The sequence below is a fragment of the Streptomyces sp. CNS606 genome, assembly GCF_000426325.1.
Genome location: NZ_AUFD01000016.1, coordinates 1 through 26,460, shown reverse-complemented (window position 1 = coordinate 26,460; position 26,460 = coordinate 1). Strand labels below are relative to the sequence as shown.

The following is a 26,460-nucleotide window of genomic DNA, read 5'->3' as shown; positions in this document are numbered from 1 at the left end:
GAACATCGTCTCGCACCATCGGGTTGGTACTGGTGCCGGCCGTCCTGGGCGGGAGTCCGCGGGCGGCTGTCGGCAGTTGGAATGAGCGGTCCCCCGTTGCGGGACTAAGCTGCGGAAGGACGGGGAGGGGACCGACCCCTTCTTGCCTGACCGCTCTGAGGAGCGATTAACGATGTTCGAGAGGTTCACCGACCGCGCGCGGCGGGTTGTCGTCCTGGCTCAGGAAGAAGCCCGGATGCTCAACCACAACTACATCGGCACCGAGCACATCCTTCTGGGACTGATCCACGAAGGAGAGGGTGTCGCCGCTAAGGCCCTGGAGAGCCTCGGGATTTCGCTCGAGGCGGTCCGCCAGCAGGTGGAGGAGATCATCGGCCAGGGCCAGCAGGCGCCCTCCGGCCACATCCCCTTCACGCCCCGTGCCAAGAAGGTCCTGGAGCTGTCGCTCCGCGAGGCCCTTCAGCTCGGCCACAACTACATCGGGACCGAGCACATCCTGCTCGGCCTGATCCGCGAGGGCGAGGGCGTCGCCGCCCAGGTCCTCGTGAAGCTGGGCGCGGACCTCAACCGGGTGCGGCAGCAGGTCATCCAGCTGCTCTCCGGTTACTCCGGCGGCAAGGAGGCGGCCACGGCAGGCGGCCCCGCCGAGGGCACGCCGTCCACCTCTCTCGTGCTGGACCAGTTCGGCCGCAACCTGACGCAGGCCGCCCGCGAATCCAAGCTCGACCCGGTCATCGGGCGCGAGAAGGAGATCGAGCGGGTCATGCAGGTGCTGTCCCGCCGCACCAAGAACAACCCGGTGCTCATCGGCGAGCCCGGCGTCGGCAAGACCGCCGTCGTCGAAGGGCTGGCGCAGGCCATCGTCAAGGGCGAGGTGCCCGAGACCCTCAAGGACAAGCACCTCTACACCCTCGACCTGGGCGCACTGGTCGCCGGTTCCCGCTACCGCGGTGACTTCGAGGAGCGCCTGAAGAAGGTGCTCAAGGAGATCCGCACCCGCGGCGACATCATCCTGTTCATCGACGAGCTGCACACCCTGGTCGGCGCCGGCGCCGCCGAGGGCGCGATCGACGCCGCCAGCATCCTCAAGCCGATGCTGGCCCGCGGCGAGCTGCAGACCATCGGTGCCACGACGCTCGACGAGTACCGCAAGCACCTGGAGAAGGACGCGGCTCTGGAGCGCCGTTTCCAGCCCATCCAGGTGGCGGAGCCGTCGCTGCCGCACACCATCGAGATCCTCAAGGGCCTCCGCGACCGGTACGAGGCGCACCACCGCGTCTCCATCACCGACGCCGCCCTGGTCGGCGCGGCCACGCTCGCCGACCGGTACATCTCGGACCGCTTCCTGCCGGACAAGGCGATCGACCTCATCGACGAGGCCGGCTCGCGCATGCGCATCCGCCGGATGACCGCGCCGCCGGACCTCCGCGAGTTCGACGAGAAGATCGCGAACGTCCGCCGGGACAAGGAGTCCGCGATCGACTCGCAGGACTTCGAGAAGGCCGCCTCGCTCCGCGACACGGAGAAGCAGCTCCTCGCCCAGAAGGCGAAGCGGGAGAAGGAGTGGAAGGCCGGCGACATGGACGTCGTCGCCGAGGTCGACGAGGAGCTCATCGCCGAGGTCCTCGCCACGGCCACCGGCATCCCGGTCTTCAAGCTGACCGAGGAGGAGTCCTCGCGCCTGCTCCGCATGGAGGACGAGCTGCACAAGCGCGTCATCGGGCAGAAGGACGCCATCAAGGCGCTGTCGCAGGCCATCCGGCGTACCCGCGCGGGCCTCAAGGACCCCAAGCGGCCCGGCGGCTCGTTCATCTTCGCCGGCCCGTCCGGCGTCGGTAAGACGGAGCTGTCCAAGACGCTCGCCGAGTTCCTCTTCGGCGACGAGGACGCGCTGATCTCCCTCGACATGTCGGAGTTCAGCGAGAAGCACACCGTCTCCCGGCTGTTCGGCTCCCCGCCCGGCTACGTGGGCTACGAGGAGGGCGGCCAGCTCACCGAGAAGGTGCGCCGCAAGCCGTTCTCCGTGGTCCTCTTCGACGAGGTCGAGAAGGCCCACCCGGACATCTTCAACTCGCTGCTGCAGATCCTGGAGGACGGTCGCCTGACCGACTCCCAGGGCCGGGTCGTGGACTTCAAGAACACGGTCATCATCATGACCACCAACCTCGGCACCCGGGACATCTCCAAGGGCTTCAACCTCGGCTTCGCCGGCCAGGGTGACGTCAAGACCGGCTACGAGCGCATGAAGGCCAAGGTCAACGACGAGCTGAAGCAGCACTTCCGCCCGGAGTTCCTCAACCGTGTCGACGACACGGTCGTCTTCCACCAGCTCACGCCCGAGGACATCATCCAGATCGTCGACCTGATGATCCGCATGGTCGACGAGCGGCTGAAGGACCGGGACATGGGCATCGAGCTGTCCACGGAGGCCAAGGAACTGCTCGCCAAGAAGGGCTACGACCCCGTGATGGGCGCCCGGCCGCTGCGCCGGACGATCCAGCGCGAGATCGAGGACCTGCTGTCGGAGAAGATCCTCTTCGGCGACCTGCGTCCCGGCCAGATCGTGGTCGTCGAGACGGAGGACGGCGAGGACGGCGAGAAGGGCTTCACCTTCCGCGGCGAGGAGAAGTCGACGCTCCCCGACGCGCCTCCCGCGGAGGCTGCGGCCGGTGGCTCGACGCCGAACCTCTCGAAGGAGTAATCCCCCTCCGACCGCTCACCGACCCCCGGGGCCCGGCATCACTGATCACTGATGCCGGGCCCCACCCCTTTCCCGCAGCGCGGCGGGCGGTGGTCGGCGGTTCACGGGCCGGGCGCGCGGAACGCGGTCCTGCCCCGCGTGCCGTCACCACCCCGCCCGAAGGCGTTCAGGAGATGATCCGGATGCCCTCCGGGACGCCTCCGACCCGCGGCAGGCGGGGGTTGACGCGGAGGGTGGTGAGCGAGGGGAAGTCCGCCAGCCACTCCATCGACACGCCGAGGTCGTAGGTGAGCCAGAGGTGGCGCAGCGGTCCGCGGTCGAGGCCCGCGAGCAGTTCGTCGGGGGTGAAGTGGCCCGCGACCTGCACGCACTCCCGGCCGCCCAGGCGGCGCAGGACCGCCAGTTCGACCCGGTCGGTGACCGGGTAGTACAGGCCCTGGGGGTCGAGGTGCGCCACGACGTCCTCGGCGTACCGCTCGGTGTCGAAGTTCCGCCAGCCGCGCATCAGTTCGGCGCGCAGGGTCAGCGGCAGCGACGGGCGCCGCCGCAGCCGGGAGAGGTAGTGGACGGCCGCGTCGTCGGCGATGCGGGTGACGGTCACCGCGATCCGGTACGCCTCGTCGTCGGCGACGGTCTCCGGGTCGGGCAGCATCTCCAGCACGATCGGGCCCACCCAGCCCAGGCCGCGGGCGGCGGCGACGCTGGTCGGGCGCACCATGTGCCGGGTCTCGCGCCGGATGCGGGCGTGGGTCACGGGGTCGAGTTCGGTGACGTGTTCCAGGCAGGCGGCGGCGAGCAGGCGGCGCCGGTTGCGCTGCATGCCGACCTTGCCGGGCGCCATCAGCCCGGCCAGCAGTTCGCCGCACTCGCCGGGCCGGGCGTGCGCGACGGCCATCCGGATGACCTCCTCCCACTGCGGCTCGTGCGCGTGCTCCAGCAGCAGCGCGAGGTCCCCGCGTTCGACGGCCTCCTTGGCGGCGAGGTAGTCCTGCACGGTCCGGTGCACGAACTCCACCGCGCCGTCGGTCTGTTCCCGCAGCAGGCCGGTGCGCTCCAGCAGGTGGCCGAAGATCTGCGCGGGCGTGCCCTGCCCGGCCGCGGCGGGGATGGCGGGCAGGCAGCGGGCGATCTCCTCGACGGCCGCGGCCTCGCCGAGCACCGCACGGTCCTCCAGCAGCATCCGGAACGCCAGCTTGCGCAGCAGCCGTTCGCGTGCGGCGCGCTGGAGGTGGACCTCGTCGGCGTGGAGCACCCGCCGCTCCGGGTCGCGGCGCTGGAGCAGCATCTCCATGGCGGCCTCGTACAGTTCGCGGCGCCCCTTGGGCAGCGAGCCGGAGCGGTCCCGGTTCAGCGCGCAGATCAGCCCGCACATCAGGGGGTTGGTGGCCAGGCCGCGCAGTTCGCGGTAGAGCGGAATGGTCTGGAGCAGCCGGTCGCGGTACTCGTCGAGGTGCGCGTGGTCGTCGCCGGTGTCCGTACGGGCGGCGGTGTGCCAGGCGGTGATGAACGCGGCGACCTGGTCGCGGTTCATCGGGGCGAGCGTCAGCTCGTCGAAGCCCTCGTCCGCCAGCCACTCGGCGTCCACGGCCGGCGGCCGCGCGGTGACGAGGCAGCAGGTGCCGCTGTAGATGCGCATCATGCGGCGCAGCGCGTCCCGCACCGCCGGGCGCTGGTCCTCGGGCGCCTCGTCGATGCCGTCGACGAGCAGCAGCGCACGTTCGTCGGCGAGCAGCCGCGCCATCCAGCCGTCGGGTGCCTCGTCGGCCAGCGGGTGGCCGACGGCGTCGAGGAAGTCGTCCGGCGCGGGGAAGCCCTGGCGCGCGAAGCGCCGCACCGGCAGTACGACCGGTACCCGGCCGTGCAGGGCGGCGAGCTCTTCCGGCAGCCGCCCGCGGGCGGTGGCCACCGCGAGCCACTGCACGAGGGTCGTCTTGCCGGAGCCGGCGACGCCGCGCAGCAGCACGCGTTCCTGGCCGGCGAGCGCGCGGTCCGCGGGCATCACGGGGTCGGCGCCCCCGGCCGCGCCGCCCCCCTCCGGCGGGGCCGGGGCGTCGTCCCGGCCCCTGCCCCCGGGCAGGCCGAACTCCGCGCCGAGGCTGAGGTAGGTGGTCTCGAGCGGCCAGCTGTCCGGGGTGTTGGGGTTGGGCAGGTCGATGCCGTAGATGGTGACCCGGTTGTACTCCTCGACGACGCTGCGCAGGTAGCGCTCCTCGAACGCGGAGTCCTCGGGCGACGGCTGCCGTCGTCGTTCCCGCAGCGCCGACACGTCTCCCAGGTCCACGAGCTGGCGGATGCGGTGGCTCCTCTCGGGCAGCCGGTCGGCGATGTACGGCGAGCGCTGGACGAACAGGTGCAGGGCGTGCAGACAGACCGCGACCAGCAGGCTGTCGTGGAACCAGGCCGACTCCTCGGTCAGCTTCCGGTCGGCGCCGGGCACGTGGGCGCGCAGCAGCCGCGCCCAGTCCTGCGGCCCCAGCCGCACGGCCTGCACGTCGGTGGTGTCCAGCTCCCCCATCACGGCCAGCGTGCGTGCCAGCACGGCGGCGACCGCGGTGTCCTCCCGCAGCGGGAGGCTGCGGCCGTCCAGCCCGTGCCGGACGAACTCCCGTGCCAGGCGCTCCAGGTCGCCGTAGGTGGTGGTGGGGCGGAGGCCGCGGAAGGAGACGGTCCCGGCGATCAGCTCCTCGCCCTCGGGCGGCCGCTGCGGCGGCACGAACAGCTCCCGCACCAGCGGCGCGGCGACACCGGAGGCGAGACGTACGGCGGGTTCCATGGGGCTCCCCCGGGGCCATGTGGCCGCTGTGCGACGGCCGTTGACGGGTCGTCGTCTCAGCCTAGGGCCTGTCCGGCGGACAGGTCCCGGTCTTCCGGCCCGACCTGTCGACCCGTCAGCCGGCCGTTGTGCGCGCACCCGGCGGGCGGTGTCCGATACTCAGTCTCGCCCGAAGACACGACACGCGAGACGGGGGAGCCGTGACCGACACACGCAGGGGGCCGTCGCCGACGGCGGGGGAGCGGGAGATGCTGCGCGACTCCCTCGACTACCACCGGGCGACGCTCGCCATGAAGTGCGGGGGCCTGACGGACGAGCAGCTGCGGCGCCGGTCGATGCCGCCGTCCACCCTTTCGCTGCTCGCCCTGGTGCGCCACATGGCGGAGGTGGAACGGGCCTGGTTCCGCCGCACCCTCGCCGGGGAGGACGTCGGCTGGGTGTGGTCGGACGAGCGCGACTACCAGGAGGCGTTCCGCGTCGGCGACGCCACCCGGGCGGAGGCGTTCGACGCCTGGCAGGCGGAGGTGGAGCGCAGCCGGCGCATCGAACGGGACGCCCCTTCGCTGGAGGTGACCGGCTACAACCCGACGTGGGAGTCGGACGTCTCGCTGCGCAGGGTGATGCTGCACCTCGTCCAGGAGTACGCCCGCCACAACGGCCACGCCGACCTGCTGCGCGAAGGCGTCGACGGCCTCACCGGCGCCTGATCCCACGCCGGACGCGGACGGCACGGGGCGGGTCGGCGGGATCAGTCGCCGACCTCTCCGGTGGGTCCGGAGCGGCGCCCGCTCAGGGCGTGGAAGAGGATGCCCAGGCCCCACGGGCCGATGACCCACATCGGCCAGAAGTTCAGCAGCTGCTGGGCGGCGAGGGAGCTGATGCCCCAGACGCCGGTGACCATGACGCTGACCGCGAGCCAGGTGCGGACGTTCAGCGCCTTGTGGTCCTGTGGCCGGGCGGCGGGGGCCGGTCCAGGGGCAGCGGCCTTCTCCAGGGAGGTCCGCGCGCCGCTCCCCGGGCGCTCGCGCTCCGCGGGCAGGTCCGTCATCAGGACGTCCAGCTCGGCCAGTGTGCGCGCGGCGTAGGCGGAGGAGGTGCGTTCGTCGAATTCGGCGGTGTCCAGCCGGCCGGCGGCGAGGTGGTCGCCCAGCTCGGCCACGACCCGTTCGCGGTCGTCGTCGGACGCGCGGAGGGCACCGCGCTGCGGTGTGCCGGGCGCTCCTGGCCGCTCCGGCAGCCCGTCCGGCCCGTCCGGTGTCTTCGGCGGCATGGTCACCGCCTCCTTCCTCGGCCCACCGTCCACAGTGGAAGATAGTGTGGGCCACCATGCTTCACCGTCCACTGTGGACTGTCAAGGCTGCTCAAGGCTGCTCAGGGACGGCCCCGGCGGCGACAGCGGACGGTCACGGGTCGCCCGGAGGGGAGACGTCATGCCGCACACGCCGAACGCCACCGCGGGCTCGCTGCTGGGGTTCCTGCACGCCGGGCCGATGAGCGGCTGGGACCTCGCCGAGGTCGCCCAGCGGGCCGTCGGCGAGTTCTGGTCGGTCACCCGCAGCCAGGTCTACCGCGAACTGGCCCGCCTCGCCGAGGACGGCCTGGTCGAGGTGGGGGAGCGTGGCCCGCGCGACCGGCGGCCGTACGCGCTGACCGAGGCCGGCCGCCAGGCGTTCCTCGCCTGGCTCGACCGGGAGCCCGAACCGGAGCAGATCCGCTTCCCGCTGCTGCTCACCCTGAGCTTCGGCCGGCACCTGTCCCCCGAACGCCTGGCCGCCTTCGTCGCGGCCAACCGCCGCGTCCACCGGGAACGGCTGGCCCGTCACCTCGCCGAACGGGAGGCCGTCGACGCCGACGTGCGCGCCGGGCGGCGGCACGACCCCTGGGAGCTGGCCACCCTCGACTTCGGCATCCGCTACGAGACGGCCGTGACGGAGTGGTTCGACGCGCTGCCGGAGGCGATCACCGGCCCCGCGGACGCGGCGCGGGCACGGCCGGGCGAGTGACCCGCCGCGGCCGGGCGCCGCTGTCACACCCCCGTGTCACCATCGGAGCATGACCACCCCCGGCCTGGCCCGGCTCCGCGCCCTGCGCAGGGCGAAGGACGCCATGGACCGCGACTGGGCCGACCCCGGACTCGACCTGGACGCGGTGGCCGCACACGCCGGGTACTCCCGCTTCCACTTCGTGCGTGCCTTCAAGTCCGCCTACGGGGAGAGCCCCGGCCAGTACCTCGGCCGCCGCCGCATCGAGCGGGCCGAGGAGCTGCTGCGCACGGCGGATCTCTCGGTCACCGAGATCTGCATGCTTGTCGGCTTCAGCAGCGTCGGCACCTTCTCCGCCCGCTTCAAGCAGCAGACCGGCGTCACGCCCCGCGACTACCGCGCGCAGCACGTACGCAGCGGCGCCGCGCTGATCCCCGGCTGCTACGCGATGCTGTGGACCGGCGGATTCCGGCAGCGCAATTCTGGAGAAGCGCAGTGAGCCGGGCGCTGCCTACCGTGAGAGGCGTTCCGCACCACACGCCTTCGGGAGCACCCTCATGATCAAGAGTCTGGCCCTCACCACCGTCTGGTCCACCGATCAGGAACGCGACAAGAAGTTCTTCGTCGAGGCCCTGGGCTTCGTCGAGCGCACCGACATGGAGATGGGCGACATGCGGTGGATCACCGTCAGCCCGAAGGACCAGCCGGAGGTGCAGCTCACCCTGATGCGCCCGGACGGCTCCGGGCTGGACCCCGAGTCCGGCAAGGCGCTGCTCGCCCTGGTCACCAAGGGCGTGCTCGGCGCGGGCGCCTTCCGTACCGACGACTGCCACGCCACCTACAAGGAGCTCAAGGAGAAGGGCGTCGAGTTCCTCCAGGAGCCGCAGGAACGCCCGTACGGGATCGAGGCCATCTTCCGCGACCCCAGTGGCAACTGGTACTCGTTGACCCAGGAGCGGGAGGAGCTGGACCTGTCCAAGCCGTGGGACTCCGCCTGCTTCGACGCGAATCCCTGACGCCGCCGTGGGGCCGCCGGGCCACACACCACGGGCGGGTGGCCCCTCCCTGGAGGGGCCACCCGCCCGTGGTGCGCTCGTGCGGCGGAGTGCCGCACGAGCGGTCAGGCGTGCGGGAGACGGTAGAGGCCTCCGGCGAGTGGTTCGACGAGACCGTCCGAGACCAGGCCGTCCAGCGCCCGGGCCCGCTGCACCGGCTCGTGCCACACCCGGTCCAGCACGGCCTGCGGCACCGGTGCCGTCGACTCGCGGAGCACCGCCAGCAGCCGACCGCGCACCTGGCGGTCCGTGCCGGCATAGGCCTGGGTGCGGCGCGGCGGGCCCTCGTGCGGGGGCGCACCGGCGAGCTGCCAGGCGCACTGGGCGGCGATCGGGCAGCGGCCGCACTCCGGACTGCGCGCCGTGCACACCAGCGCGCCGAGTTCCATCGTGGCCGCCGCCCATCGCGCCGCGGTCGCCTCGTCCTCCGGGACGAGGGCCCGCGCCAGCTTCCGTTCGGCGGCCGTGGTCGCGTTCGGCGGGTACTGCCGTCCGGCCACCGCTCGCGCGAACACCCGGCGCACGTTGGTGTCCAGTACGGCGTGCCGCTGTCCGTAGGCGAACGAGGCCACCGCCGCAGCGGTGTACTCGCCGACGCCGGGCAGCGCCAGCAGTTGCGCGTGCTTCTTCGGCACGTCGCCGCCGTGCCGTTCCGCTATGGCGGCGGCGGCCCCGTGCAGCCGCAGCGCGCGTCGCGGGTAGCCGAGCCGGCCCCAGGCGCGTACGGCCTCACCGGGCGCCTCGGCGGCCAGGTCGGCGGGGCGCGGCCAGCGTTCGAGCCACTGCTCGTACACCGGCAGCACCCGGTTGACGGGGGTCTGCTGCAGCATGAACTCGCTCACCATCACGCCCCAGGCGCCCGCCTCGGGGCGGCGCCAGGGAAGGTCGCGGGCATGCGCATCGAACCAGTCGACGACTGGCGCGTGGAGGTCTGTCCGGTCGTGGTCCGGGGAGGCGTTCGCGGCGGTTTCCGTGGTCGCAGTCATGGCAAAGCGATCCTGACACGACGGCACGCCGCGCAGAAACGGCCACGCGGCCGGGTCCCCCGGGTGCGCGCACGATTAGCGCGGGTGGACCTGAGGCCGCGGCGGCGCCGACGTTTGTCACACCTCGGGGTGTTCGTCGTGTCTCTCATCGGAAAAGTCGCCTACTCCGGCGGCGGGTGGGGGCCTTGGGGCGCCTGATGTCTCGTAAGGTTTCCGCGTGGGATCACTGCGCAATCCGATCGGACCGCTCCCCTCCTCCATCTACTGGCGGCGGAGGGCCGTCGCGCTGGCCCTCCTGGCGCTGGTCGTGCTTCTCGTCGTGTGGGCGATCAGCCTCGGCGGGGGCAAGGGCGACCAGGGACAGGACGCCGCCGGCGGCAGCGACGGCAGCCGGGGCCCCACGGACCCCATCACGCCCGGGCCCACCGACTCGATGCCGTCCGTCACCGAACGTCCCGGCGGACGGGACGAGGTGGACGGCGGCGCCGGCTCGGGAGGCGACGACGGGTCCGGCTCCGGCGGAGCCGAAGGCGCCGGCGGGTCGGGCGGCTCCGAGGGCGGTTCCGGCGCGGGCGGCGGCTCCGGTTCCGGGAGCGGTGGCGGCGGCGCCCTGGCCGGGTCCAGCGGCGGTCTCACCGGCGGCGACGGCATCCCGGCGGGCCCGGGCCTGGCCGACTGCTCCCCCGGCGACGTGAGCGTGGCCCTGAAGAGCGTGGAGAACGAGTACGAGCCGGGCGACACCCCCAAGCTGAAGCTCACCCTGGCGAACGACTCCGGCGAGGCCTGCCGCGTCGACCTCGGCCGGACCGCGACGGTCCTCACCGTCACCGACTCCGACGGCGACCGCGTCTGGTCCTCCGACGACTGCCCGCCCAGCCGCGGTGCCGCCTGGATCGAGGTCCCCGCGAAGGGGGACAGCGTCCACACCCTGGAATGGGGCCGCGAGCGCAGCAAGCCCGAGTGCGCCACCCCGGAGAGCAGCAAGATCCCGGCAGGCAGCTACCTCGTCGAGATCGAGGTCGCGGGCCTGTCCACCGAACAGACCTCCTTCGTCCTGGCCAAGGACTGACCCTCGACGGGACCCCCGATGCGTGAGCGCATCCCGGGTGGGCGGCGTCGGAGTGCCCCGCCGCGGGCGTCGGGCGACGGCGGCGCCGCGGCCCGCTGCCGACGAGGCGCGCCTTCCGGCGGTCGGTGAACGCCTCGAGGGCCGACGGTGCCCCGACCCGCTCCGGGCCTCGAGGGCGTGCCGTGGACCATGACCGCCGCCGAGGGCGGTGGTGACGGGTACCGCCGGGACTCCGCCACTCGGCGGACCGCTTCCCCGCGAACGCCCCAGGACGGCAGGGCGCCCGGTCCGGTGCGCCGCCGCACTCCTGAGCGTTCGGCGCTGCGGCCGGGCGCGCCCTCGTGCCCCGAAAGCCCCCGGCAGGCCCGTGGAGACCCGGTTGCGGCGGCGGCATCCCTACGCGTCGGCTCCGCGCTGCCGCGGGCCAGTGCTGTGGCCGGGAGGGTCTGCCGGGAGGCTCGCGGCGTCCGGTGCAGGGGTCTCCTTAGGTCCGCCAGGACCGTGGGGACGCATCGCAAGGCGGGGGATCGCAGCTCGTACCCGTCCGTACTCGCGCGAGGCGACAACGGTGGGGGCAACCCCGTGCCCGAAGGGCCACGGGGGAGGTGCCGTGCCTGGCGTCGCGAGCCGGTGAACCTTCCCGGTCACAGCACTAGACGTACCGCTCCAGGATGGAGGACTCGGCGAGTCGCGACAGGCCCTCGCGGACGGAGCGGGCGCGGGCCTCCCCGACGCCCTCGACGGTCTGGAGGTCGTCGACGCTCGCGGCCAGCAGCTTCTGCAGCCCGCCGAAGTGGTCCACGAGACGGTCGATGACCGCGCCGGGCAGCCGCGGCACCTTCGCGAGCAGGCGGAAGCCGCGCGGCGAGACCGACGAGTCGAGCGTCTCCGGCGACCCGGAGTACCCCAGGGCCCGGGCCACCGTGGGCAGCTCCAGCAGTTCGGTGTGAGTGAGGCGGTCCAGTTCGCCGAGCGCCTCGGGGACCGTGCGGGAACGGCGGCCGGACGTGCCGGGCTGCGGGACGTAGTCCCGCGCGACCAGCTCCCGCTCCGGCTCGACGCCGGCGATCAGCTCGTCCAGCTGGAGGGACAGAAGCCGCCCGTCGGTGCCCAGCTCCACGACGTACTCGGCGATCTCCGTGGCGATGCGGCGCACCATCTCCAGCCGCTGCGCGACCGCGGAGACGTCCCGGACGGTCACCAGGTCCTCGATCTCCAGCGCGGACAGCGTGCCGGCGACCTCGTCGAGCCGGAGCTTGTACCGCTCCAGCGTCGCCAGCGCCTGGTTGGCGCGGGACAGGATCGCGGCGGAGTCCTCCAGCACGCGTCGCTGCCCGCCCACGTACAGGGCGATCAGCCGCATCGACTGGCTGACCGAGACCACCGGGCAGCCGGTCTGGATGGAGATCCGCTGGGCGGTGCGGTGCCGGGTGCCCGTCTCCTCGGTCGGGATGGACGCGTCGGGCACCAGCTGTACCCCGGCGCGCACGATCTTGGTGATGTCGCGGTCCAGGATCAGCGCGCCGTCCAGCTTGCACAGCTCGCGCAGCCGGGTCGCGGTGAAGTCGACGTCGAGCACGAAGCCGCCGCTGCACAGCGACTCCACGGTCCTGTCCATGCCGAGGACGATGAGTCCGCCGGTGTTGCCCCGCAGGACCCGCTCGAGTCCGTCGCGGAGGGCCGTTCCGGGCGCGACCGCACTCAGCGAGGCGCGCATCAGGCTGTCGGCGCGGGAGCCGCCGAGGGTCCCACCGGACCTTCCCGGAGCCGTTGCCCGGTCGTTGGCTGCCACTGGACTCCTTCGGTCGTGCGGGTGCCTGTCGGCATCACGTCGTCACGTTCGGCTCCGGCACACCCCCCAGGGTGCGCCCCGCGCCTCCACAGGCACTCCCGGGCGATTGTCGTACACACGTGCCGTACGCGAATGTCGCCGACGGGCGAGACCGGGGCAAAGTCTACCGGCGGGCCTCCTCCTCTTGGGGCTCTTGGTCCGCGGCGGGGCCCCGGCCGCGCTGCGGGCGCGCCGGGAGCACGCGCAACGCGTCCCCGATGTCGGCCACCTCCCGCACCCGCATGCCGGACGGTACGCGGCCCGGATCACCCGGCACCAGCGCGTGCGTGAAGCCGAGCCGGGCGGCCTCCGCGAGCCGCCGCTGCACGCCCGTCACCCGCCGCACCTCGCCCGCCAGACCGACCTCGCCGATCGCCACCAGGTTCTTCGGAAGCGGTGTGTCGCTCGCCGCACTGGCCAGGGCCAGCGCCACGGCGAGGTCCGCGGCCGGCTCGGACAGCTTCACGCCGCCGACGGTCGCGCTGTAGATGTCCCGCTTGCCCAGCGCGCTGATCCGGCCGCGCTGCTCCAGCACCGCCAGCATCATCGACACCCGCGACGTCTCCAGTCCGGACGTCGTACGCCGAGGCGAGGGGATCTGGCTGTCCACGGTCAGCGCCTGCACCTCGGCGACCAGGGGCCGCCGCCCCTCCAGCGTCACCGTCAGGCAGGTGCCCGGCACCGGGTCGTCGCGGCGGGTCAGGAACAGCCCGGACGGGTCGGCGAGGCCGGTGATGCCCTCGTCGTGCAGCTCGAAGCAGCCCACCTCGTCCGTCGCGCCGTACCGGTTCTTCACGCCGCGCACCAGACGCAGGCGGGCGTGCCGGTCACCCTCGAAGTGCAGCACGACGTCCACCAGGTGCTCCAGCAGGCGCGGACCGGCGATCGCGCCGTCCTTGGTGACGTGGCCCACCAGCAGCGTGGACATCCCGCGTTCCTTCGAGGCGCGGATCAGGGCGCCGGCGACCTCCCGCACCTGCGCCACGCCGCCCGGCGCGCCGTCGATCTCCGGGGAGGCCACGGTCTGCACCGAGTCCAGGATCAGGAGCGACGGCTTCACCTCGTCCAAGTGGCCGAGCACGGCGGAGAGGTCGGTCTCCGCCGCCAGGTAGAGGTGGTCGCTGAGCGCGCCGATCCGGTCGGCGCGCAGCCGCACCTGGCCGGCGGACTCCTCGCCCGTCACGTACAGCGTGGGCCGCTGCTCGCTCGCCGCCTTGGCCGCCACGTCCAGCAGCAGCGTGGACTTGCCGACGCCCGGCTCACCGGCCAGCAGCACCACGGCCCCCGGCACCAGCCCGCCGCCCAGCACCCGGTCCAGCTCCGGGACGCCGGTGCCGCGGGCGGTGGCCTGCCGGCCGTCCACCTGACCGATCGGCAGCGCCGGCGACACCACGCGGCTGGCCGCCGTGGTCCGTACGGCGGGGGTGCCGCCGGTCTCCTCGACCGTGCCCCACGCGTGGCACTCCGGGCAGCGGCCGAGCCACTTGGCGGTGGTCCAGCCGCACTCGGTGCAGCGGTACGAAGGGCGGTCCCTGGCGGACGACTTGCGAGCAGCCATGACCGCCACGTTAGCGGCGCGCGCCGACACTCCGCCCCCACGAGCCCCCGGGCTGTGGACAGACGTCACCCTGGAGCCGCGACATGTCCCCCATCGAGGGAGATCGTCACTCGGAAGAAGTAAAGCTGCTCAAGTTGGTCCGACGACACGCCGCTGTCGTCCTACCGTCCTCGAATGAGCACCAGGCGCGAGCACTCCACGCACACCACCGGCGCACACCGAGCGCACTCGGTGCGGCGGCCGACGCCCGCACCCCGCTCGGACCGCTACGAATCCTGTCTCGACGGGCTGTTCACCTACTGCCTCTCCGTCATGTGCGAGCACGACGCGGCCACCGCCGCGCTCGGCGAGGCCCTCGCTCTCGCCGACCGGCAGCACGAACGCGACCGCGCGCCCGCAGACCGCGGACTCCACCGACCCTGGCTCTACGCGCTCACCCGCTGGGCCTGCCTGCGCCGCCTCGCGCAACAGAGCCCAGGCGACCGCGGCCCGGCCACCTCGCCGCAGCTCTCCGGCGCCGCCGCGACCCAGCGCCGCAGGGAACTCGCCGCCCTCGCCTGGCCGGAGGCCGCCGGCACCACCCCCGAACAGCGCGAGGCGCTGGAACTCTCCGTGCGGCACGGGCTGCCCACCCGTGAGGTGGCGGCCGTGCTGTCGCTGAGCACCGAGGCCGCCGGCGACCTGCTCACCAGCGCGGCCTGCGAGGTGGAGCGGACCCGCGCCGCGCTCGCCGTCGTCGAGTCCGGCGGGTGCCCGCTGGTCGGCCGGCTCGCCGGCGACGACCGCCTCCTGATGGGCTCCGCGCTCCGCCGCGAACTCGTCCGGCACGTCGACGACTGCGCCGAGTGCCGCCGCGCCGCGGAGCGCGCCATGGCCGGCATCGGCTGGCCGGGCACCGCCCCCACCGGCCCCACGTCGCTCGCCGTGCTGGAGGCGCCGCGGCACTCCGTGCAGGCCGCGCTCCGTGCCGCCCGCCGCGCCCGCTGCCAGCACAGTCCCCGCTTCGGCAGGAACGGTTTCCCTGCCGAGGTCAGGGACCGCGCCGCCCGCATCGAACGCCTCCGCAGCCGCGCCGTCACCACCACCGTCGTCGCCACCGTGGTGGCCGCCCCGGTGCTGGCCCTCTGGGCGGCGTACCGGGGCGCGCCGCTCACCGGCGAAGGGCGCAGCACCGCGCCCGTCTCCGCCACCGAACAGGACGACGCCGCGCAGAACGGCGGCGACTCCGCCTACCGGCACGTGGGCCGCGCCGAGCCCGGCCCGGGCAAGCACCGCAAGGGCGACCCCGACTCGCGCGTCTCCGTCCGCGTCGAGGGCGGCGACGGGTCCGGTCCGGGCGGCCCCACCACGGGTGCCCGGCGCCTCACCGTCCAGGCCCAGCCCGCCGGCGACGGCACGCTGATCACGCTCACCGCCACCGGCGACAGCGCCGTCCACTGGACGGCCGGCACGTCCGCCGACTGGCTCGTGCTGAGCCGTTCCTCCGGGGTGCTCCGGCCCGGCCAGTCCGTGTCCTTCTCCGCCTACGTCGTGGAGGCGCGGGAGCCCGCGGGCGCCTGGTCGGCGCGCATCGGCATCGGGCCGGTGGGCGCCGTCGTCACCATCGAGGGCCACGGCGCGGGCAGTCCGCAGCCCCCCGGGGGCGGGCCGCAGGACCCCGGGGGCGGCACCCAGGAGCCGACGCCCTCGCCGGACCCGGAGCCCGACCCCGAGCCCGATCCGGACCCGACGCCGTCGCAGGAGCCCACGCCGTCCGAGGAGCCGACGCCCTCACCGGAGCCGGACCCCGACCCGACCCCCACGGTCTCCGAGCCCACTCCCAGCACCAGCTGAGGCTCGTGCCGCGGCCGGGCGGGGTCACACCGGGTCGGCGGGATGCGGGGCGACGAGCGGGAGCTGCGAGGCGATCCGCGCCTCGCAGTACCCGACGAGCACCTCGTACCCGGCCTCACCCATCAGCTCGATCAGCTCCGGCCGGTACGACTCGTACACGGGCTTGCCCGCCCCGTGCGCCGACGGCGCGGCGGTGCACCACCAGTGCAGGTCGTGGCCGCCCGGCCCCCAGCCGCGGCGGTCGTACTCGCCGATCGACACCTGGAGGACCTGCTCGCCGTCCGGCAGCTCGACCCACTCGTACGTGCGGCGGATCGGCAGCTGCCAGCACACGTCCGGCTTGGTCTCCAGCGGCTCGCGGTCCTCGCGCAGCGCGAGAGTGTGCAGCGCGCAGCCCGAGCCGCCGGCGAACCCCGGCCGGTTGTGGAAGATGCACGCGCCCTTCCAGCGGCGGGTCTGCCGCTCGCCGTCCTCGTTCTCCTCGGCCCAGCCGGAGGCCGTGCCCACGTCGTGGAACTGCCAGGTCTCCGGCGTCAGCCGGGCCACGTGTGCGGAGACGCGGCGCTCGTCGTCCTCGTCGGTGAAGTGGGCGCCCAGCGTGCAGCAGCCGTCCGAGGCGCGGCCGGGGCTGATCCCCTGGCAGCCCTGCCCGAACACGCACTGCCACCGGGAGGTCAGCCACGTGAGGTCGCAGCGGAAGACCTGCTCCTCGTCCGCCGGGTCCGGGAACTCCACCCAGGCCCTGGCGAAGTCCAGCCCGACCTCTTCGTCCCGGGCCGCCACGGGCGCCGGGGCCGGACCGCCCACAGGGGTCGCCTCGCCCGCCGGGGTCGCCGTGCCGTCGCCCCGCTTGTTCCGCTTCGCCGGTTTCGTCTTTCCCACACGGGACAGGGTAAGCGCCGCGCGACCGGGTGACGCTAGCGTGCGGTACATGAGACTCGGTGTCCTGGACGTGGGATCGAACACGGTGCATCTGCTGGTGGTGGACGCGCACCCCGGCGCGCGCCCCCTTCCGGCGTACTCCCACAAGGCGGAGCTGAAACTTGCGGAACTGCTGGACGCCGACGGCGCCATCGGCGAGGAGGGTGTGGAACGGCTGACGCTCACGGTCCGGGAGGCCATGCAGGTCGCCGAGGACAAGGGCGTCGAGGCCGTCGTGCCGTTCGCCACCTCCGCCGTGCGCGAGGCCGCCAACGCGGAGGCCGTCCTCGCGCGTGTCGCGGCCGAGACGGGCGTGGAACTGGAGGTCGTCTCCGGCGAGGACGAGGCCCGGCTGACCTTCCTCGCCGTACGCCGGTGGTTCGGCTGGTCCTCCGGGCGCCTGCTGGTGTTCGACATCGGGGGCGGCTCCCTGGAGATCGCCTACGGCCTGGACGAGGAGCCGGACGCGGCGGTGTCGCTGCCGCTGGGCGCGGGACGGCTCACGGCCGGCCGGCTGCCCGGCGATCCGCCCGCGGCGGACGACGTGCGTGCGCTGCGCCGTCATGTGCGGGCGGAGATCGCCCGCATCGTCGGGGAGTTCACCCGGTTCGGAGAGCCCGACCACGTGGTCGCCACGTCCAAGACGTTCAAGCAGCTCGCCCGCCTGGCCGGCGCGGCCCGTTCCGCGGAGGGTCTGTACGTGCAGCGCGAACTCGCGCGGACCTCTCTGGAGGAGTGGGTGCCGAAGCTCGCCGAGATGCCGGCGGAGGAACGCGCGAACCTCCCCGGCGTGTCCGAGGGCCGGGCGCGGCAGCTGCTCGCGGGCGCGCTGGTCGCCGAAGGGGCGATGGACCTCTTCGGCATCGACACGCTGGAGATCTGCCCCTGGGCCCTCCGCGAGGGCATGATCCTCCGCCGTCTCGACCACCTCCGCCCCTGACGGCCCCTCGGCGGCGCCTGGGCGGCGAGCCCGGTCCCGAGGTGCACGGGGGCCGGGACCCGCCCCGGAGCCGCACGCGCCCGGCGTGAGCCGTCTCACGCGAGCGCCCCGGCCCCCTGCAGAACCCCTGGCCGGGGCGCTCCGCGCCCCGCGCTCGTCACCCGCCGCACGCACCCGCACGGCTACCCGGCCGTAGGCTGTCCCCCGTGGCAGCAGCATCCGCGTGGGAGACGGGCCCCGGCACGCGCCGGGGCGTCGCGTCGGTTCCCGGTCCCCGCCCGGGGCCCCAGGTGGCCCTGTCGACCGCCTCCGTCTACCCGGAGTCGACCGCGGCCGCCTTCGAGATCGCCGGTCGCCTCGGCTACGACGGCGTCGAGGTCATGGTGTGGACGGACCCGGTGAGCCAGGACGTCGAGGCGCTGCGACGCCTCTCCGACCTGCACGGTGTGCCCGTACTCGCCGTCCACGCCCCGTGCCTGCTGATCACCCAGCGCGTCTGGTCCAAGGACCCGTGGACGAAGCTCCGGCGCGCCCGTTCCGCCGCCGAGCGGCTGGGCGCGTCGACGGTGGTCGTGCACCCGCCGTTCCGCTGGCAGCGTGCGTACGCCCGCGAGTTCGTGCAGGGCGTGTGGCGGATGGCGGACGAGACCGACGTGCGGTTCGCCGTGGAGAACATGTTCCCGTGGCGGTACCGGGACCGGGAGATGCTGGCCTACGCGCCCGACTGGGACCCGACGCGGGACGACTACCGCCACTTCACGATCGACCTGTCCCACACCGCCACGTCCCGCACGGACACGCTGGCGATGCTGGAGCGGATGGGCGACCGGCTCGGCCACGTCCACCTCGCGGACGGGAGCGGCTCGGCGAAGGACGAGCACCTGGTGCCGGGGCGCGGCTCGCAGCCCTGCGCCGAGGTGCTGACGCACCTGGCGCACAGCGGCTTCGACGGCCACGTCGTGGTCGAGGTCAACACGCGGCGGGCGATGTCCGCCGCCGAACGCGAAGCCGATCTGGCCGAGGCCCTCGCCTACACCCGCCGCCACCTGGCGGCCGCCGTGGCACCGCCGTCCTCCTCGCCCGAGCCCTCCCGGGCGAGGCGTTCGTGAACCGCGCGGACGGCACTCCCGACCCCGGTACTCCCGACCCCGAACCCCGCTCCGGCCGTCGCCGGGGCCGCCCGGCGGGCTCCAGCCGCGCCGCCGGGGAGCCGTCCGCGCGCGAGCGGATCGTCAGCTCGGCCCGCGCCGAGTTCGCCGCCCGGGGCTTCGACAAGGCGTCGATCCGCGGTATCGCCCGCGGTGCGCGGGTCGACCCGGCCCTGGTGCACCACTATTTCGGCACCAAGGAGCAGGTCTTCGAAGCGGCGGTGGAGAAGGCGTTCGCGCCCGCCTTGGGGGCCCCGGACGAGGTCGCCGCGGCCGAGCGCGGCCAGGCGGGGGAGCGGATGACCCGCTTCGTCTTCGGCTTGTGGGAGAGCCCGGCGACCCGCGAGCCGCTGCTGGCGATCGTGCGCAGCGCGGTGAACAACGAGACGGCGGCGCGGATCTTCCGCGGCCTGGTGGCCCGTAACCTGGTGTCCCGGATGGCGCAGTCGGTGCCGGGTCCGGATCCGCAGCACCGCGTCGAGCTCGCGGTGGCGCAGCTGGTCGGCACGGCGGTGCTGCGCTACGTGATCAAGATCGAGCCGCTCGCCTCCGCGCCCGTCGAGGACCTGATCGCGCAGCTCGCGCCCGTGGTGCAGCACCACCTCACCGGCGAAGGGGTCCCGGGCGCCCCGCCCGCCGGCTCCGCGGCCTGAGCGGGCCGGGTCGGCTCCCCGAGGCCGCGGTGTCTCATCATCCGGGCGCCACGTCCGCATCCTGGTCCGCGCGGCGTACGCTCGGACGTACCCTCGAAGCCCGGCCCCGCGCGACCGCGTCGCGGGCCGTGACGACGCACACCAGGGAGTGAGCCTGATGCCCGAGCTGAGGTCCCGCACCGTCACCCACGGCCGCAACATGGCGGGCGCCCGCGCCCTCCTCCGCGCCGCGGGCGTGGAGCGAGAGGACTTCGGCAAGCCCATCGTGGCGGTGTCGAACAGCTTCACCGAGTTCGTGCCCGGTCACACCCACCTCCAGCCGGTCGGCCGGATCGTGTCCGACGCGGTCAAGGCCGCCGGCGGCGTGCCGCGCGAGTTCAACACCATCGCCGTGGACGACGGCATCGCCATGGGCCACGGCGGGATGCTCTACTCGCTCCCCTCCCGCGACCTGATCGCCGACTCCGTGGAGTACATGACGGAGGCGCACTGCGCGGACGCGCTCATCTGCATCTCCAACTGCGACAAGATCACCCCGGGCATGCTGATGGCCGCGATGCGGCTCAACATCCCGACGGTCTTCGTCTCCGGCGGCCCGATGGAGTCCGGCACCGCCACGCTGGTCGACGGCACGGTCCGCAAGCTGGACCTGATCTCCGCGATCTCCGACTCGGCGAACGAGGCGGTCTCCGACGCCGACATGGCGCTCATCGAGGAGAACGCCTGCCCGACCTGCGGCTCCTGCTCGGGCATGTTCACGGCCAACTCGATGAACTGCCTGACCGAGGCCATCGGCCTCTCCCTGCCCGGCAACGGCTCCACCCTGGCCACGCACACCGCCCGCAAGGAGCTGTACGAGGCCGCCGGCCGCACGGTCGTCGAGATCACCAAGCGCTTCTACGAGCAGGACGACGACACCGTCCTGCCGCGCAGCGTCGGTTCCCGCGCCGCCTTCGAGAACGCCATGGCCCTGGACATCGCCATGGGCGGCTCGACCAACACGATCCTGCATCTGCTGGCCGCCGCGCAGGAGGCCGGACTCGACTTCTCCATGCCGGACATCGACGCCCTCTCGCGCCGCATGCCCTGCCTGTCGAAGGTGGCGCCCAACGGCGCGTACTACATGGAGGACGTGCACCGCGCCGGCGGCATCCCCGCGATCCTCGGCGAGCTGTACCGCGCCGGTCTGCTCAACGAGGACGTGCACACCGTGCACAGCCCGTCGCTCGCCGACTGGCTCAAGCAGTGGGACATCCGCGGCGGGTCCCCCTCCGCGGAGGCCGTCGAGCTGTTCCACGCGGCTCCCGGCTGCGTGCGGTCCGCGACCGCGTTCTCCCAGTCGAAGCGCTGGGACTCGCTGGACACGGACGCCGCAGGCGGCTGCATCCGCGACGCCGAGCACGCCTATTCCACCGAGGGCGGCCTCGCCGTCCTGCACGGCAACCTCGCCGCCGACGGCTGCGTCGTGAAGACCGCGGGCGTGGACGAGTCGGTGTGGACGTTCGAGGGCCCGGCCGTCGTCTGCGAGTCGCAGGAGGAGGCGGTCGAGAAGATCCTCGCCAAGCAGGTCGCGGAGGGCGACGTGGTCGTCATCCGCTACGAGGGCCCCAAGGGCGGGCCCGGCATGCAGGAGATGCTCTACCCCACCTCCTTCCTCAAGGGCCGCGGCCTCGGCGCCAAGTGCGCGTTGATCACCGACGGACGCTTCTCCGGCGGCACCTCGGGCCTGTCCATCGGGCACGTCTCGCCGGAGGCGGCCTCCGGCGGCGTCATCGCGCTGGTCGAGGACGGCGACCGCGTCCGCATCGACATCCCCGGCCGCACCCTCGAACTCGACGTCCCCGAGAAGGAACTCGCCGCCCGCCGCGAGGCGCTGGCCGGCCGGTACGCCCCCAAGGCCCGCGAGCGCAAGGTGTCCACCGCCCTGCGCGCGTATGCCGCCATGGCCACCAGCGCCGACAAGGGCGCCGTCCGCGACGTGTCCCTGCTCGGAGACTGAGCGGCGCCGCGGCCCTGCGGCCCGCGCCGCGCCCGCTCGGCGGACGGTGGGCCGGGGCCCGCGGGAGCCGGGAGGGGCGCCGTCCGGACCGGCGGCATAATCGACACCATGAGCGACACCCCGCGCCCCGACGAGGACCCGGACCGGCCGCAGCCCCCGCCGATCCTCTTCTACGGCACCACCTGGGCCGACCACTCCGGCGGCTACACCGTCCGCCGCCTCGCCCTCGGCCTCGGGGCGCTGCTGGTCGCCGCCGTCGGCGCCCTCGTGCTGCGGCTGGCCTACCAGGGCCTGGGCGTCGCCCAGGTCGGCGACTGGGTGCGGGTCTCCACCGTCGTCGCCTTCGCGGTGTGCAGCTCGGTGGCCTTCACCCGCACGCTGTCCCGCTACCGCGCCCGCCCCGAAGGCGTCGACGAGGCCCGCGAACGCTCGATGCGCAGCATCGTGATCGTCGGCTTCCTCGGCGTCCTGCTCGCCTACGCGCTGCGCAGTCTGGTCGAGGCCCCGGGGGAGAAGCTGCTCCGCGCCGACCACGAGCAGGCCGTCAAGCGCTACGAACGCTCCCGCACCGCCCGCACCGGCAATCCGGCGAAACGCCGGCGCAAGCGCTGAACCGAGCGGCACGATGGGCGCCATGACGGCACCTCCGGAACCCTCGGCACGCGCCCTGGCCCGCTCGTTCGACTCCGTCGCCGCTCAGTACGGTTCGGCCCGCCCCGGCTACCCGCCCGCGCTGTTCGACGCCGTCGAGGACCTCGCCGGCCTCCCGCTGCAGGGCGCGGACGTGCTCGACGTCGGGGCCGGGACCGGCATCGCCTCGCGCCTGCCCGCGACCGCGGCGCCCGCGTCACCGCCGTCGAACCCGGACCCGGCATGGCCGCCGAACTGCGCGCCGCCAGTCCCGGCCTGCCCCTCGTACGCGCCGACGGCGACGCCCTGCCGTGCGCCGACGCCTCCTTCGACCTCGTCGCCTTCGCCCAGTCCTGGCACTGGACGGACCCCGGCCGCTCCGTTCCCGAGGCGCTGCGTGTGCTGCGTCCCGGCGGCGCGCTGGCTCTGTGGTGGAACGTGCCCGACCCCGACGTTCCGTGGGCCGCAGAGCAGGAGGAACGGCTGGCCCGAGCACTGCCCGGATACCACGGCATCGGCCTGCGGCACCGGGCCTCCGACATCCTGCACGGCCAGGGCCACCGGCCGCGCAGCGCCGCCGTGCACTGGATGCGCCGGGTGCCGCTGGACGTCCACCTCGCGCACCTCGGAAGCCGTTCCTCCTTCGCGGTCCTCGGCCCGGAGGGCGCCCGGCCGGTGCTGGAGGCCGAGCGTGAGGCCCTGCTCGCGCGCTTCCCGGACGGCGAGGTCCCGGAGGCGTACGTGGTCGACCTGCACGTCGTGATCCGCCCCGGGCGCCCGGCCGCGACCGGACAGGCCTAAGGGCGATCCCTGACCCTTCCCTGGTTTCCGCCGCAGCGCGTGGATCCGTGGCCCCTCCCGTGGAACCGTCGAGATGACGGGCCGGACGTGCCCGCAGGAGACGAGGAGGCGACGTGGGAGACCAGGCGGAGACGGTGTCGGGCGGCTACGAGATCGTCGGCGCGGTCGGCGCGGGCGGACTCTTCCTGCTGCTGATCGTCGTGGTGTGGCAGGTCGCGGCGACCTGGCGGGCCCGCATGCTCGCGGCGCGGGAGGAGCAGTACAAGCAGCTCGCGCACAAGTACGCGCAGCTGCTGGAGGACAACGTCGCACTGCACCGCCGCAGCATGGAGGAACTCACCGAGGCCCGGAAGGCGATCAGCGGCGTCGAACGGTCGATGCGCGTCGTCGAGCGCGCGGACTGACCCCGCCCGAGCCTCGCCCCGGCGCACGCCGCCACCCGCTTGACGCCCGAGCGAGCGCAGGCGCATTATTCAACACATGATGAATAACTCCGGAGCACCCCCGGCCGCGCCACCGCCGGCCGCCGTGCGGGCACGCGACCTGCGCGTCGTCCGCGGCGGACGCGCGGTGCTCGACGGCCTCGCCTTCGACGTCCCCGCCGGCACGGTCACCGGCCTCCTCGGCCCCTCCGGCTGCGGGAAGTCCACCCTGATGCGCGCCATCGTCGGCACCCAGGCCAAGGTCGCCGGCCGGCTCGACGTCCTCGGCTCCCCCGCCGGCTCCGCCGCCCTGCGCTCCCGCGTCGGCTACGTCACCCAGAGCCCGTCCGTCTACCTCGACCTGACGGCGCGCCAGAACCTCGACTACTTCGCGGCCGTCCTCGGCATCCCGCGCCGCGACCGTGCCGGCACCGTGGAGCGCGCCCTCGCCGACGTCGACCTGACCTCGCACGCCGACGCCCTCACCGGAAACCTCTCCGGCGGCCAGCTCTCCCGCGTCTCCCTCGCCGTCGCCCTCCTCGGCACCCCCGACCTGCTCGTCCTGGACGAGCCGACCGTCGGGCTCGACCCCGTGCTCCGCCGCGACCTGTGGGACCTCTTCCACCGCATCGCCCGCGAACGCGGCGCCACCCTGCTGATCTCCTCGCACGTGATGGACGAGGCCGACCGCTGCAGCCGACTGCTCCTCATGCGCGCCGGCCGGCTCCTCGCCGACGACACCCCCGACACCCTGCGCGCACGCACCGCCACCACCTCCGTCGAGGACGCCTTCCTCCACCTCGTCGACGACGCCCGCGCCCAGGAAGAGGCGGCCCGCACATGAACATCCACCGCACCCTCGCCACCGCCCGCCGCGTCCTGCGGCAACTCGGCCACGACCTCCGCACCATCGCCCTGCTGCTCCTGGTCCCCCTGCTGCTCCTGACGCTCCTCTACTACGTCTTCGACAGCAGCCCCCGGGCGTTCGACGGGATCGGCGCCTCACTCCTCGGGATCTTCCCGCTGGTGACGATGTTCCTCGTCACCTCCATCGCCACCCTGCGCGAACGCACCTCCGGAACCCTGGAACGCCTCCTCGCCATGCCCCTGGGCAAGGGCGACCTGATCCTCGGCTACGCACTGGCCTTCGGCACCCTCGCCGTCGTCCAGGCCGCCCTGGCCACCGGAGTCGCCGTGTGGCTCCTGGACCTCCAGTTCGCCGGCTCGCCCTGGCTGCTCCTGCTCATCGCCCTGCTGGACGCCCTCCTCGGCACCGCACTCGGTCTCTTCGTCTCCGCCTTCGCCGCTTCCGAGTTCCAGGTCGTCCAGTTCATGCCCGCGGTGATCTTCCCGCAGCTCCTGCTCTGCGGCCTCTTCGCTCCGCGCGACACCATGCAGCCCGCACTGGAGGCGGTGTCGGACGTGCTGCCCATGTCGTACGCCGTCGACGGCATGAACGAGGTCCTGCACCACACCGACCTCACCGGTGACTACTTGCGCGACGTGATCATCGTCGCGGGCAGCGCACTGCTCGTGCTCGCGCTGGGCGCCGCGACCCTGCGGCGGCGGACGGCCTGACGCGCGGACGGCCCGTGCCCGCGGCGCGTCCCGGCACCCGGAACGCACGCCCGCCCGGGTGCCGGAAGTGCGACGATGAATGCCGGACGTCGTCGGACGAGGAGCGCAACCAGCCATGACCCAGAAAGTCGCCGTTCTCGGTGCCGGCAAGATCGGCGAGGCCCTGCTCTCGGGCATGATCCGAGGCGGCTGGCACCCCTCACACCTCCTGGTCACCGCGCGCCGCGAGGAACGCGCGGAGGAACTCCACGTCCGCTACGGCGTCGAGTGCGTGACCAACGCCGACGCCGCGAAGAACGCCGACACGCTGATCCTGACGGTCAAGCCGCAGGACATGAGCACCCTCCTGGACCAGCTGGCCCCGCACGTCCCGGCCGACCGCCTCGTCGTCAGCGGCGCGGCCGGTACCCCGACCACGTACATCGAGGAGCGACTCACCCCCGGTACGCCCGTGGTGCGGGTCATGACCAACACCCCGGCACTCGTCGACCAGGGCATGTCGGTCATCTCCGCCGGCACCCACGCCGACGAGAGCCACCTTGCCCGTACGGAGGAGATCTTCGGCGGCGTCGGCAAGACGCTGCGCGTCCCGGAGTCCCAGCAGGACGCGGCGACGGCGCTCTCCGGTTCGGGGCCTGCGTACTTCTTCTACCTGGTCGAGGCGATGACCGATGCGGGCATCCTGCTCGGGCTGCCCCGGGACAAGGCCCACGACCTCATCGTCCAGGCCGCCATCGGGGCCTCCCAGATGCTCCGTGACAGCGGCGAACACCCGGTCACGCTGCGGGAGAACGTCACCTCGCCGGCCGGCACGACCATCAACGCCATCCGCGAGCTGGAGAACCACGGGGTGCGGGCGGCGTTCCTGGCCGCGATCGAGGCTGCCCGCGACCGCAGCCGCGAACTCGGTTCCGCCGACGCGAAGTGACCGGGCGTCAGTTCGACGCCCGGGGAGGTTTGAAGCGGCGAAGTGCGTGGTGTAGTGTTCATCGGGTTGCCACGGGGACCCTTGGTCCTCCGGGTAACCGATTCCGTCGTCGTATGACGGCACCCACTACTCAGTGTGATCTCCCATCGGGGGGGATTTCGGCATGCCGGAATTTCTTTCGAAAGGCTCGATTTGGAGCCGGCGGGTAAATCCTCTAACGTGGTGGACACGCCGCAAGGCGAAAAGCAGGACCCAGCAGTACCCCGCCGACAGGGGGTCAGATCGGGAAAGAAGATCTGATAGAGTCGGAAACACCGAAGGGAAGCGCCCGGAGGAGCCTGTGAAAGGGTTCCGATGGAAGCGTCCGTTCCTTGAGAACTCAACAGCGTGCCAAAAGTCAACGCCAGATATGTTGATACCCCGTCCCCCTGTTTTGTGGGGGCGTGGTTCCTTTGAAACACAACAGCGAGGACGCTGTGGATCGTCGGGTTATTCCTCCGGCGGTTCCGCTCTCGTGATGTGTCGACCCGGATATCCGGGAAGCATTCACGGAGAGTTTGATCCTGGCTCAGGACGAACGCTGGCGGCGTGCTTAACACATGCAAGTCGAACGATGAAGCCGCTTCGGTGGTGGATTAGTGGCGAACGGGTG

At 73.2% G+C, this 26,460-nt stretch carries 22 protein-coding genes, 1 rRNA gene and 1 pseudogene; 18 read left to right on the top strand and 6 right to left on the bottom strand.

The features are described from left to right. Window positions 1-172: 172 nt before the first annotated feature. On the top strand, window positions 173-2,701 hold the full coding sequence (locus K304_RS0112915; protein ID WP_027764099.1) for an ATP-dependent Clp protease ATP-binding subunit: 2,529 nt from the start codon (window positions 173-175) through the stop codon (window positions 2,699-2,701). A 166-nt stretch (window positions 2,702-2,867) separates the two neighbouring features. Here K304_RS0112915 and K304_RS0112910 read toward each other — a convergent pair whose 3' ends face one another. Beyond that, window positions 2,868-5,474 carry an NACHT N-terminal Helical domain 1-containing protein gene (locus K304_RS0112910; protein ID WP_027764098.1) on the bottom strand — a complete coding sequence of 869 codons (2,607 nt, stop codon included), beginning with the start codon at window positions 5,472-5,474 and terminating at the stop codon, window positions 2,868-2,870. Between the two features lie 248 nt (window positions 5,475-5,722). Between K304_RS0112910 and K304_RS0112905 the strand changes: the two genes are divergently transcribed. After that, window positions 5,723-6,181 (top strand): DinB family protein, encoded by a 459-nt coding sequence (locus tag K304_RS0112905; protein ID WP_051308399.1) that lies wholly within the window; start codon window positions 5,723-5,725, stop codon window positions 6,179-6,181. 41 nt (window positions 6,182-6,222) lie between these two features. Here K304_RS0112905 and K304_RS28755 read toward each other — a convergent pair whose 3' ends face one another. Beyond that, the gene (locus K304_RS28755) at window positions 6,223-6,744 is read right to left on the bottom strand and encodes a DUF1707 domain-containing protein (RefSeq protein WP_078529040.1); all 522 of its coding nucleotides are present in this window, start codon (window positions 6,742-6,744) and stop codon (window positions 6,223-6,225) included. A 160-nt stretch (window positions 6,745-6,904) separates the two neighbouring features. Between K304_RS28755 and K304_RS0112895 the strand changes: the two genes are divergently transcribed. Genes K304_RS0112895 through K304_RS0112885 form a run of 3 tightly spaced genes read left to right on the top strand, consistent with a single transcriptional unit; the run spans window position 6,905 to window position 8,472 of the window. Continuing rightward, a complete protein-coding gene (locus K304_RS0112895; RefSeq protein WP_027764096.1) occupies window positions 6,905-7,477 on the top strand; it encodes a PadR family transcriptional regulator in 573 nt (190 codons plus the stop codon). Window positions 7,478-7,526: 49 nt separating this feature from the next. Continuing rightward, on the top strand, window positions 7,527-7,955 hold the full coding sequence (locus K304_RS0112890; RefSeq protein ID WP_037790255.1) for a helix-turn-helix transcriptional regulator: 429 nt from the start codon (window positions 7,527-7,529) through the stop codon (window positions 7,953-7,955). A gap of 58 nt (window positions 7,956-8,013) precedes the next feature. Next, complete coding sequence (locus K304_RS0112885) at window positions 8,014-8,472, top strand: VOC family protein (RefSeq protein WP_027764094.1); 459 nt, start codon at window positions 8,014-8,016, stop codon at window positions 8,470-8,472. 104 nt (window positions 8,473-8,576) lie between these two features. On the opposite strand, the gene K304_RS0112880 is transcribed toward K304_RS0112885, so the two are convergent. Beyond that, window positions 8,577-9,497: an HhH-GPD family protein gene (locus K304_RS0112880; RefSeq protein ID WP_027764093.1), complete on the bottom strand. Its 921-nt coding sequence runs from the start codon at window positions 9,495-9,497 to the stop codon at window positions 8,577-8,579. Between the two features lie 217 nt (window positions 9,498-9,714). Here K304_RS0112880 and K304_RS0112875 point away from each other — a divergent pair, with 217 nt between their 5' ends. Beyond that, window positions 9,715-10,566 (top strand): hypothetical protein, encoded by an 852-nt coding sequence (locus tag K304_RS0112875; RefSeq protein ID WP_027764092.1) that lies wholly within the window; start codon window positions 9,715-9,717, stop codon window positions 10,564-10,566. A 652-nt stretch (window positions 10,567-11,218) separates the two neighbouring features. On the opposite strand, the gene disA is transcribed toward K304_RS0112875, so the two are convergent. Both disA and radA read right to left on the bottom strand, forming a co-directional pair. After that, a complete protein-coding gene (gene disA / locus K304_RS0112870; protein ID WP_027764091.1) occupies window positions 11,219-12,358 on the bottom strand; it encodes a DNA integrity scanning diadenylate cyclase DisA in 1,140 nt (379 codons plus the stop codon). 163 nt (window positions 12,359-12,521) lie between these two features. After that, window positions 12,522-13,955, bottom strand: a complete 1,434-nt coding sequence (radA, locus tag K304_RS0112865; protein ID WP_027764090.1) for a DNA repair protein RadA — start codon at window positions 13,953-13,955, stop codon at window positions 12,522-12,524. A 174-nt stretch (window positions 13,956-14,129) separates the two neighbouring features. Here radA and K304_RS0112860 point away from each other — a divergent pair, with 174 nt between their 5' ends. Next, window positions 14,130-15,788, top strand: a complete 1,659-nt coding sequence (locus K304_RS0112860) for a BACON domain-containing protein (RefSeq protein WP_037790253.1) — start codon at window positions 14,130-14,132, stop codon at window positions 15,786-15,788. Window positions 15,789-15,812: 24 nt separating this feature from the next. Here K304_RS0112860 and K304_RS0112855 read toward each other — a convergent pair whose 3' ends face one another. Further along, window positions 15,813-16,670 (bottom strand): DUF3109 family protein, encoded by an 858-nt coding sequence (locus K304_RS0112855; RefSeq protein WP_078529001.1) that lies wholly within the window; start codon window positions 16,668-16,670, stop codon window positions 15,813-15,815. 49 nt (window positions 16,671-16,719) lie between these two features. On the opposite strand from K304_RS0112855, the gene K304_RS0112850 reads away from it, so the two are divergent. The 11 genes and pseudogenes from K304_RS0112850 to K304_RS0112795 form a co-directional block, all read left to right on the top strand. Continuing rightward, complete coding sequence (locus K304_RS0112850; RefSeq protein ID WP_027764087.1) at window positions 16,720-17,649, top strand: Ppx/GppA phosphatase family protein; 930 nt, start codon at window positions 16,720-16,722, stop codon at window positions 17,647-17,649. Window positions 17,650-17,939: 290 nt separating this feature from the next. Next, window positions 17,940-18,758, top strand: a complete 819-nt coding sequence (locus tag K304_RS0112845; protein WP_027764086.1) for a sugar phosphate isomerase/epimerase family protein — start codon at window positions 17,940-17,942, stop codon at window positions 18,756-18,758. Further along, window positions 18,755-19,450: a TetR/AcrR family transcriptional regulator gene (locus K304_RS28750; protein ID WP_051308397.1), complete on the top strand. Its 696-nt coding sequence runs from the start codon at window positions 18,755-18,757 to the stop codon at window positions 19,448-19,450. Before K304_RS0112845 ends, K304_RS28750 begins: the two co-directional genes overlap by 4 nt. 157 nt (window positions 19,451-19,607) lie before the next feature. Beyond that, window positions 19,608-21,449: a dihydroxy-acid dehydratase gene (gene ilvD, locus K304_RS0112835; RefSeq protein WP_027764085.1), complete on the top strand. Its 1,842-nt coding sequence runs from the start codon at window positions 19,608-19,610 to the stop codon at window positions 21,447-21,449. 108 nt (window positions 21,450-21,557) lie between these two features. Then, on the top strand, window positions 21,558-22,061 hold the full coding sequence (locus K304_RS0112830; protein WP_027764084.1) for a hypothetical protein: 504 nt from the start codon (window positions 21,558-21,560) through the stop codon (window positions 22,059-22,061). 22 nt (window positions 22,062-22,083) lie between these two features. Continuing rightward, window positions 22,084-22,880 (top strand): annotated as a pseudogene (locus K304_RS28745) (class I SAM-dependent methyltransferase). 113 nt (window positions 22,881-22,993) lie between these two features. Continuing rightward, window positions 22,994-23,284, top strand: a complete 291-nt coding sequence (locus tag K304_RS0112820; protein WP_027764083.1) for a hypothetical protein — start codon at window positions 22,994-22,996, stop codon at window positions 23,282-23,284. Between the two features lie 76 nt (window positions 23,285-23,360). Next, window positions 23,361-24,146: an ABC transporter ATP-binding protein gene (locus tag K304_RS0112815; protein ID WP_027764082.1), complete on the top strand. Its 786-nt coding sequence runs from the start codon at window positions 23,361-23,363 to the stop codon at window positions 24,144-24,146. Beyond that, the gene (locus K304_RS0112810; protein WP_027764081.1) at window positions 24,143-24,880 is read left to right on the top strand and encodes an ABC transporter permease; all 738 of its coding nucleotides are present in this window, start codon (window positions 24,143-24,145) and stop codon (window positions 24,878-24,880) included. Before K304_RS0112815 ends, K304_RS0112810 begins: the two co-directional genes overlap by 4 nt. 115 nt (window positions 24,881-24,995) lie before the next feature. Next, window positions 24,996-25,808 carry a pyrroline-5-carboxylate reductase gene (gene proC, locus K304_RS28740; protein ID WP_037790249.1) on the top strand — a complete coding sequence of 271 codons (813 nt, stop codon included), beginning with the start codon at window positions 24,996-24,998 and terminating at the stop codon, window positions 25,806-25,808. 545 nt (window positions 25,809-26,353) lie between these two features. Continuing rightward, window positions 26,354-26,460, top strand: a 16S ribosomal RNA gene (locus K304_RS0112795); the annotation flags it as partial.

Coding starts and splice junctions, on each gene's coding strand:
- K304_RS0112915 (WP_027764099.1), top strand. CDS start 173: ATGTTCGAGAGGTTCACCGACCGCGCGCGGCGGGTTGTCGTCCTGGCT.
- K304_RS0112910 (WP_027764098.1), bottom strand. CDS start 5,474: ATGGAACCCGCCGTACGTCTCGCCTCCGGTGTCGCCGCGCCGCTGGTG.
- K304_RS0112905 (WP_051308399.1), top strand. CDS start 5,723: ATGCTGCGCGACTCCCTCGACTACCACCGGGCGACGCTCGCCATGAAG.
- K304_RS28755 (WP_078529040.1), bottom strand. CDS start 6,744: ATGCCGCCGAAGACACCGGACGGGCCGGACGGGCTGCCGGAGCGGCCA.
- K304_RS0112895 (WP_027764096.1), top strand. CDS start 6,905: ATGCCGCACACGCCGAACGCCACCGCGGGCTCGCTGCTGGGGTTCCTG.
- K304_RS0112890 (WP_037790255.1), top strand. CDS start 7,527: ATGACCACCCCCGGCCTGGCCCGGCTCCGCGCCCTGCGCAGGGCGAAG.
- K304_RS0112885 (WP_027764094.1), top strand. CDS start 8,014: ATGATCAAGAGTCTGGCCCTCACCACCGTCTGGTCCACCGATCAGGAA.
- K304_RS0112880 (WP_027764093.1), bottom strand. CDS start 9,497: ATGACTGCGACCACGGAAACCGCCGCGAACGCCTCCCCGGACCACGAC.
- radA (WP_027764090.1), bottom strand. CDS start 13,955: ATGGCTGCTCGCAAGTCGTCCGCCAGGGACCGCCCTTCGTACCGCTGC.
- K304_RS0112860 (WP_037790253.1), top strand. CDS start 14,130: ATGAGCACCAGGCGCGAGCACTCCACGCACACCACCGGCGCACACCGA.
- K304_RS0112850 (WP_027764087.1), top strand. CDS start 16,720: ATGAGACTCGGTGTCCTGGACGTGGGATCGAACACGGTGCATCTGCTG.
- ilvD (WP_027764085.1), top strand. CDS start 19,608: ATGCCCGAGCTGAGGTCCCGCACCGTCACCCACGGCCGCAACATGGCG.
- K304_RS0112830 (WP_027764084.1), top strand. CDS start 21,558: ATGAGCGACACCCCGCGCCCCGACGAGGACCCGGACCGGCCGCAGCCC.
- K304_RS0112815 (WP_027764082.1), top strand. CDS start 23,361: ATGATGAATAACTCCGGAGCACCCCCGGCCGCGCCACCGCCGGCCGCC.
- K304_RS0112810 (WP_027764081.1), top strand. CDS start 24,143: ATGAACATCCACCGCACCCTCGCCACCGCCCGCCGCGTCCTGCGGCAA.
- proC (WP_037790249.1), top strand. CDS start 24,996: ATGACCCAGAAAGTCGCCGTTCTCGGTGCCGGCAAGATCGGCGAGGCC.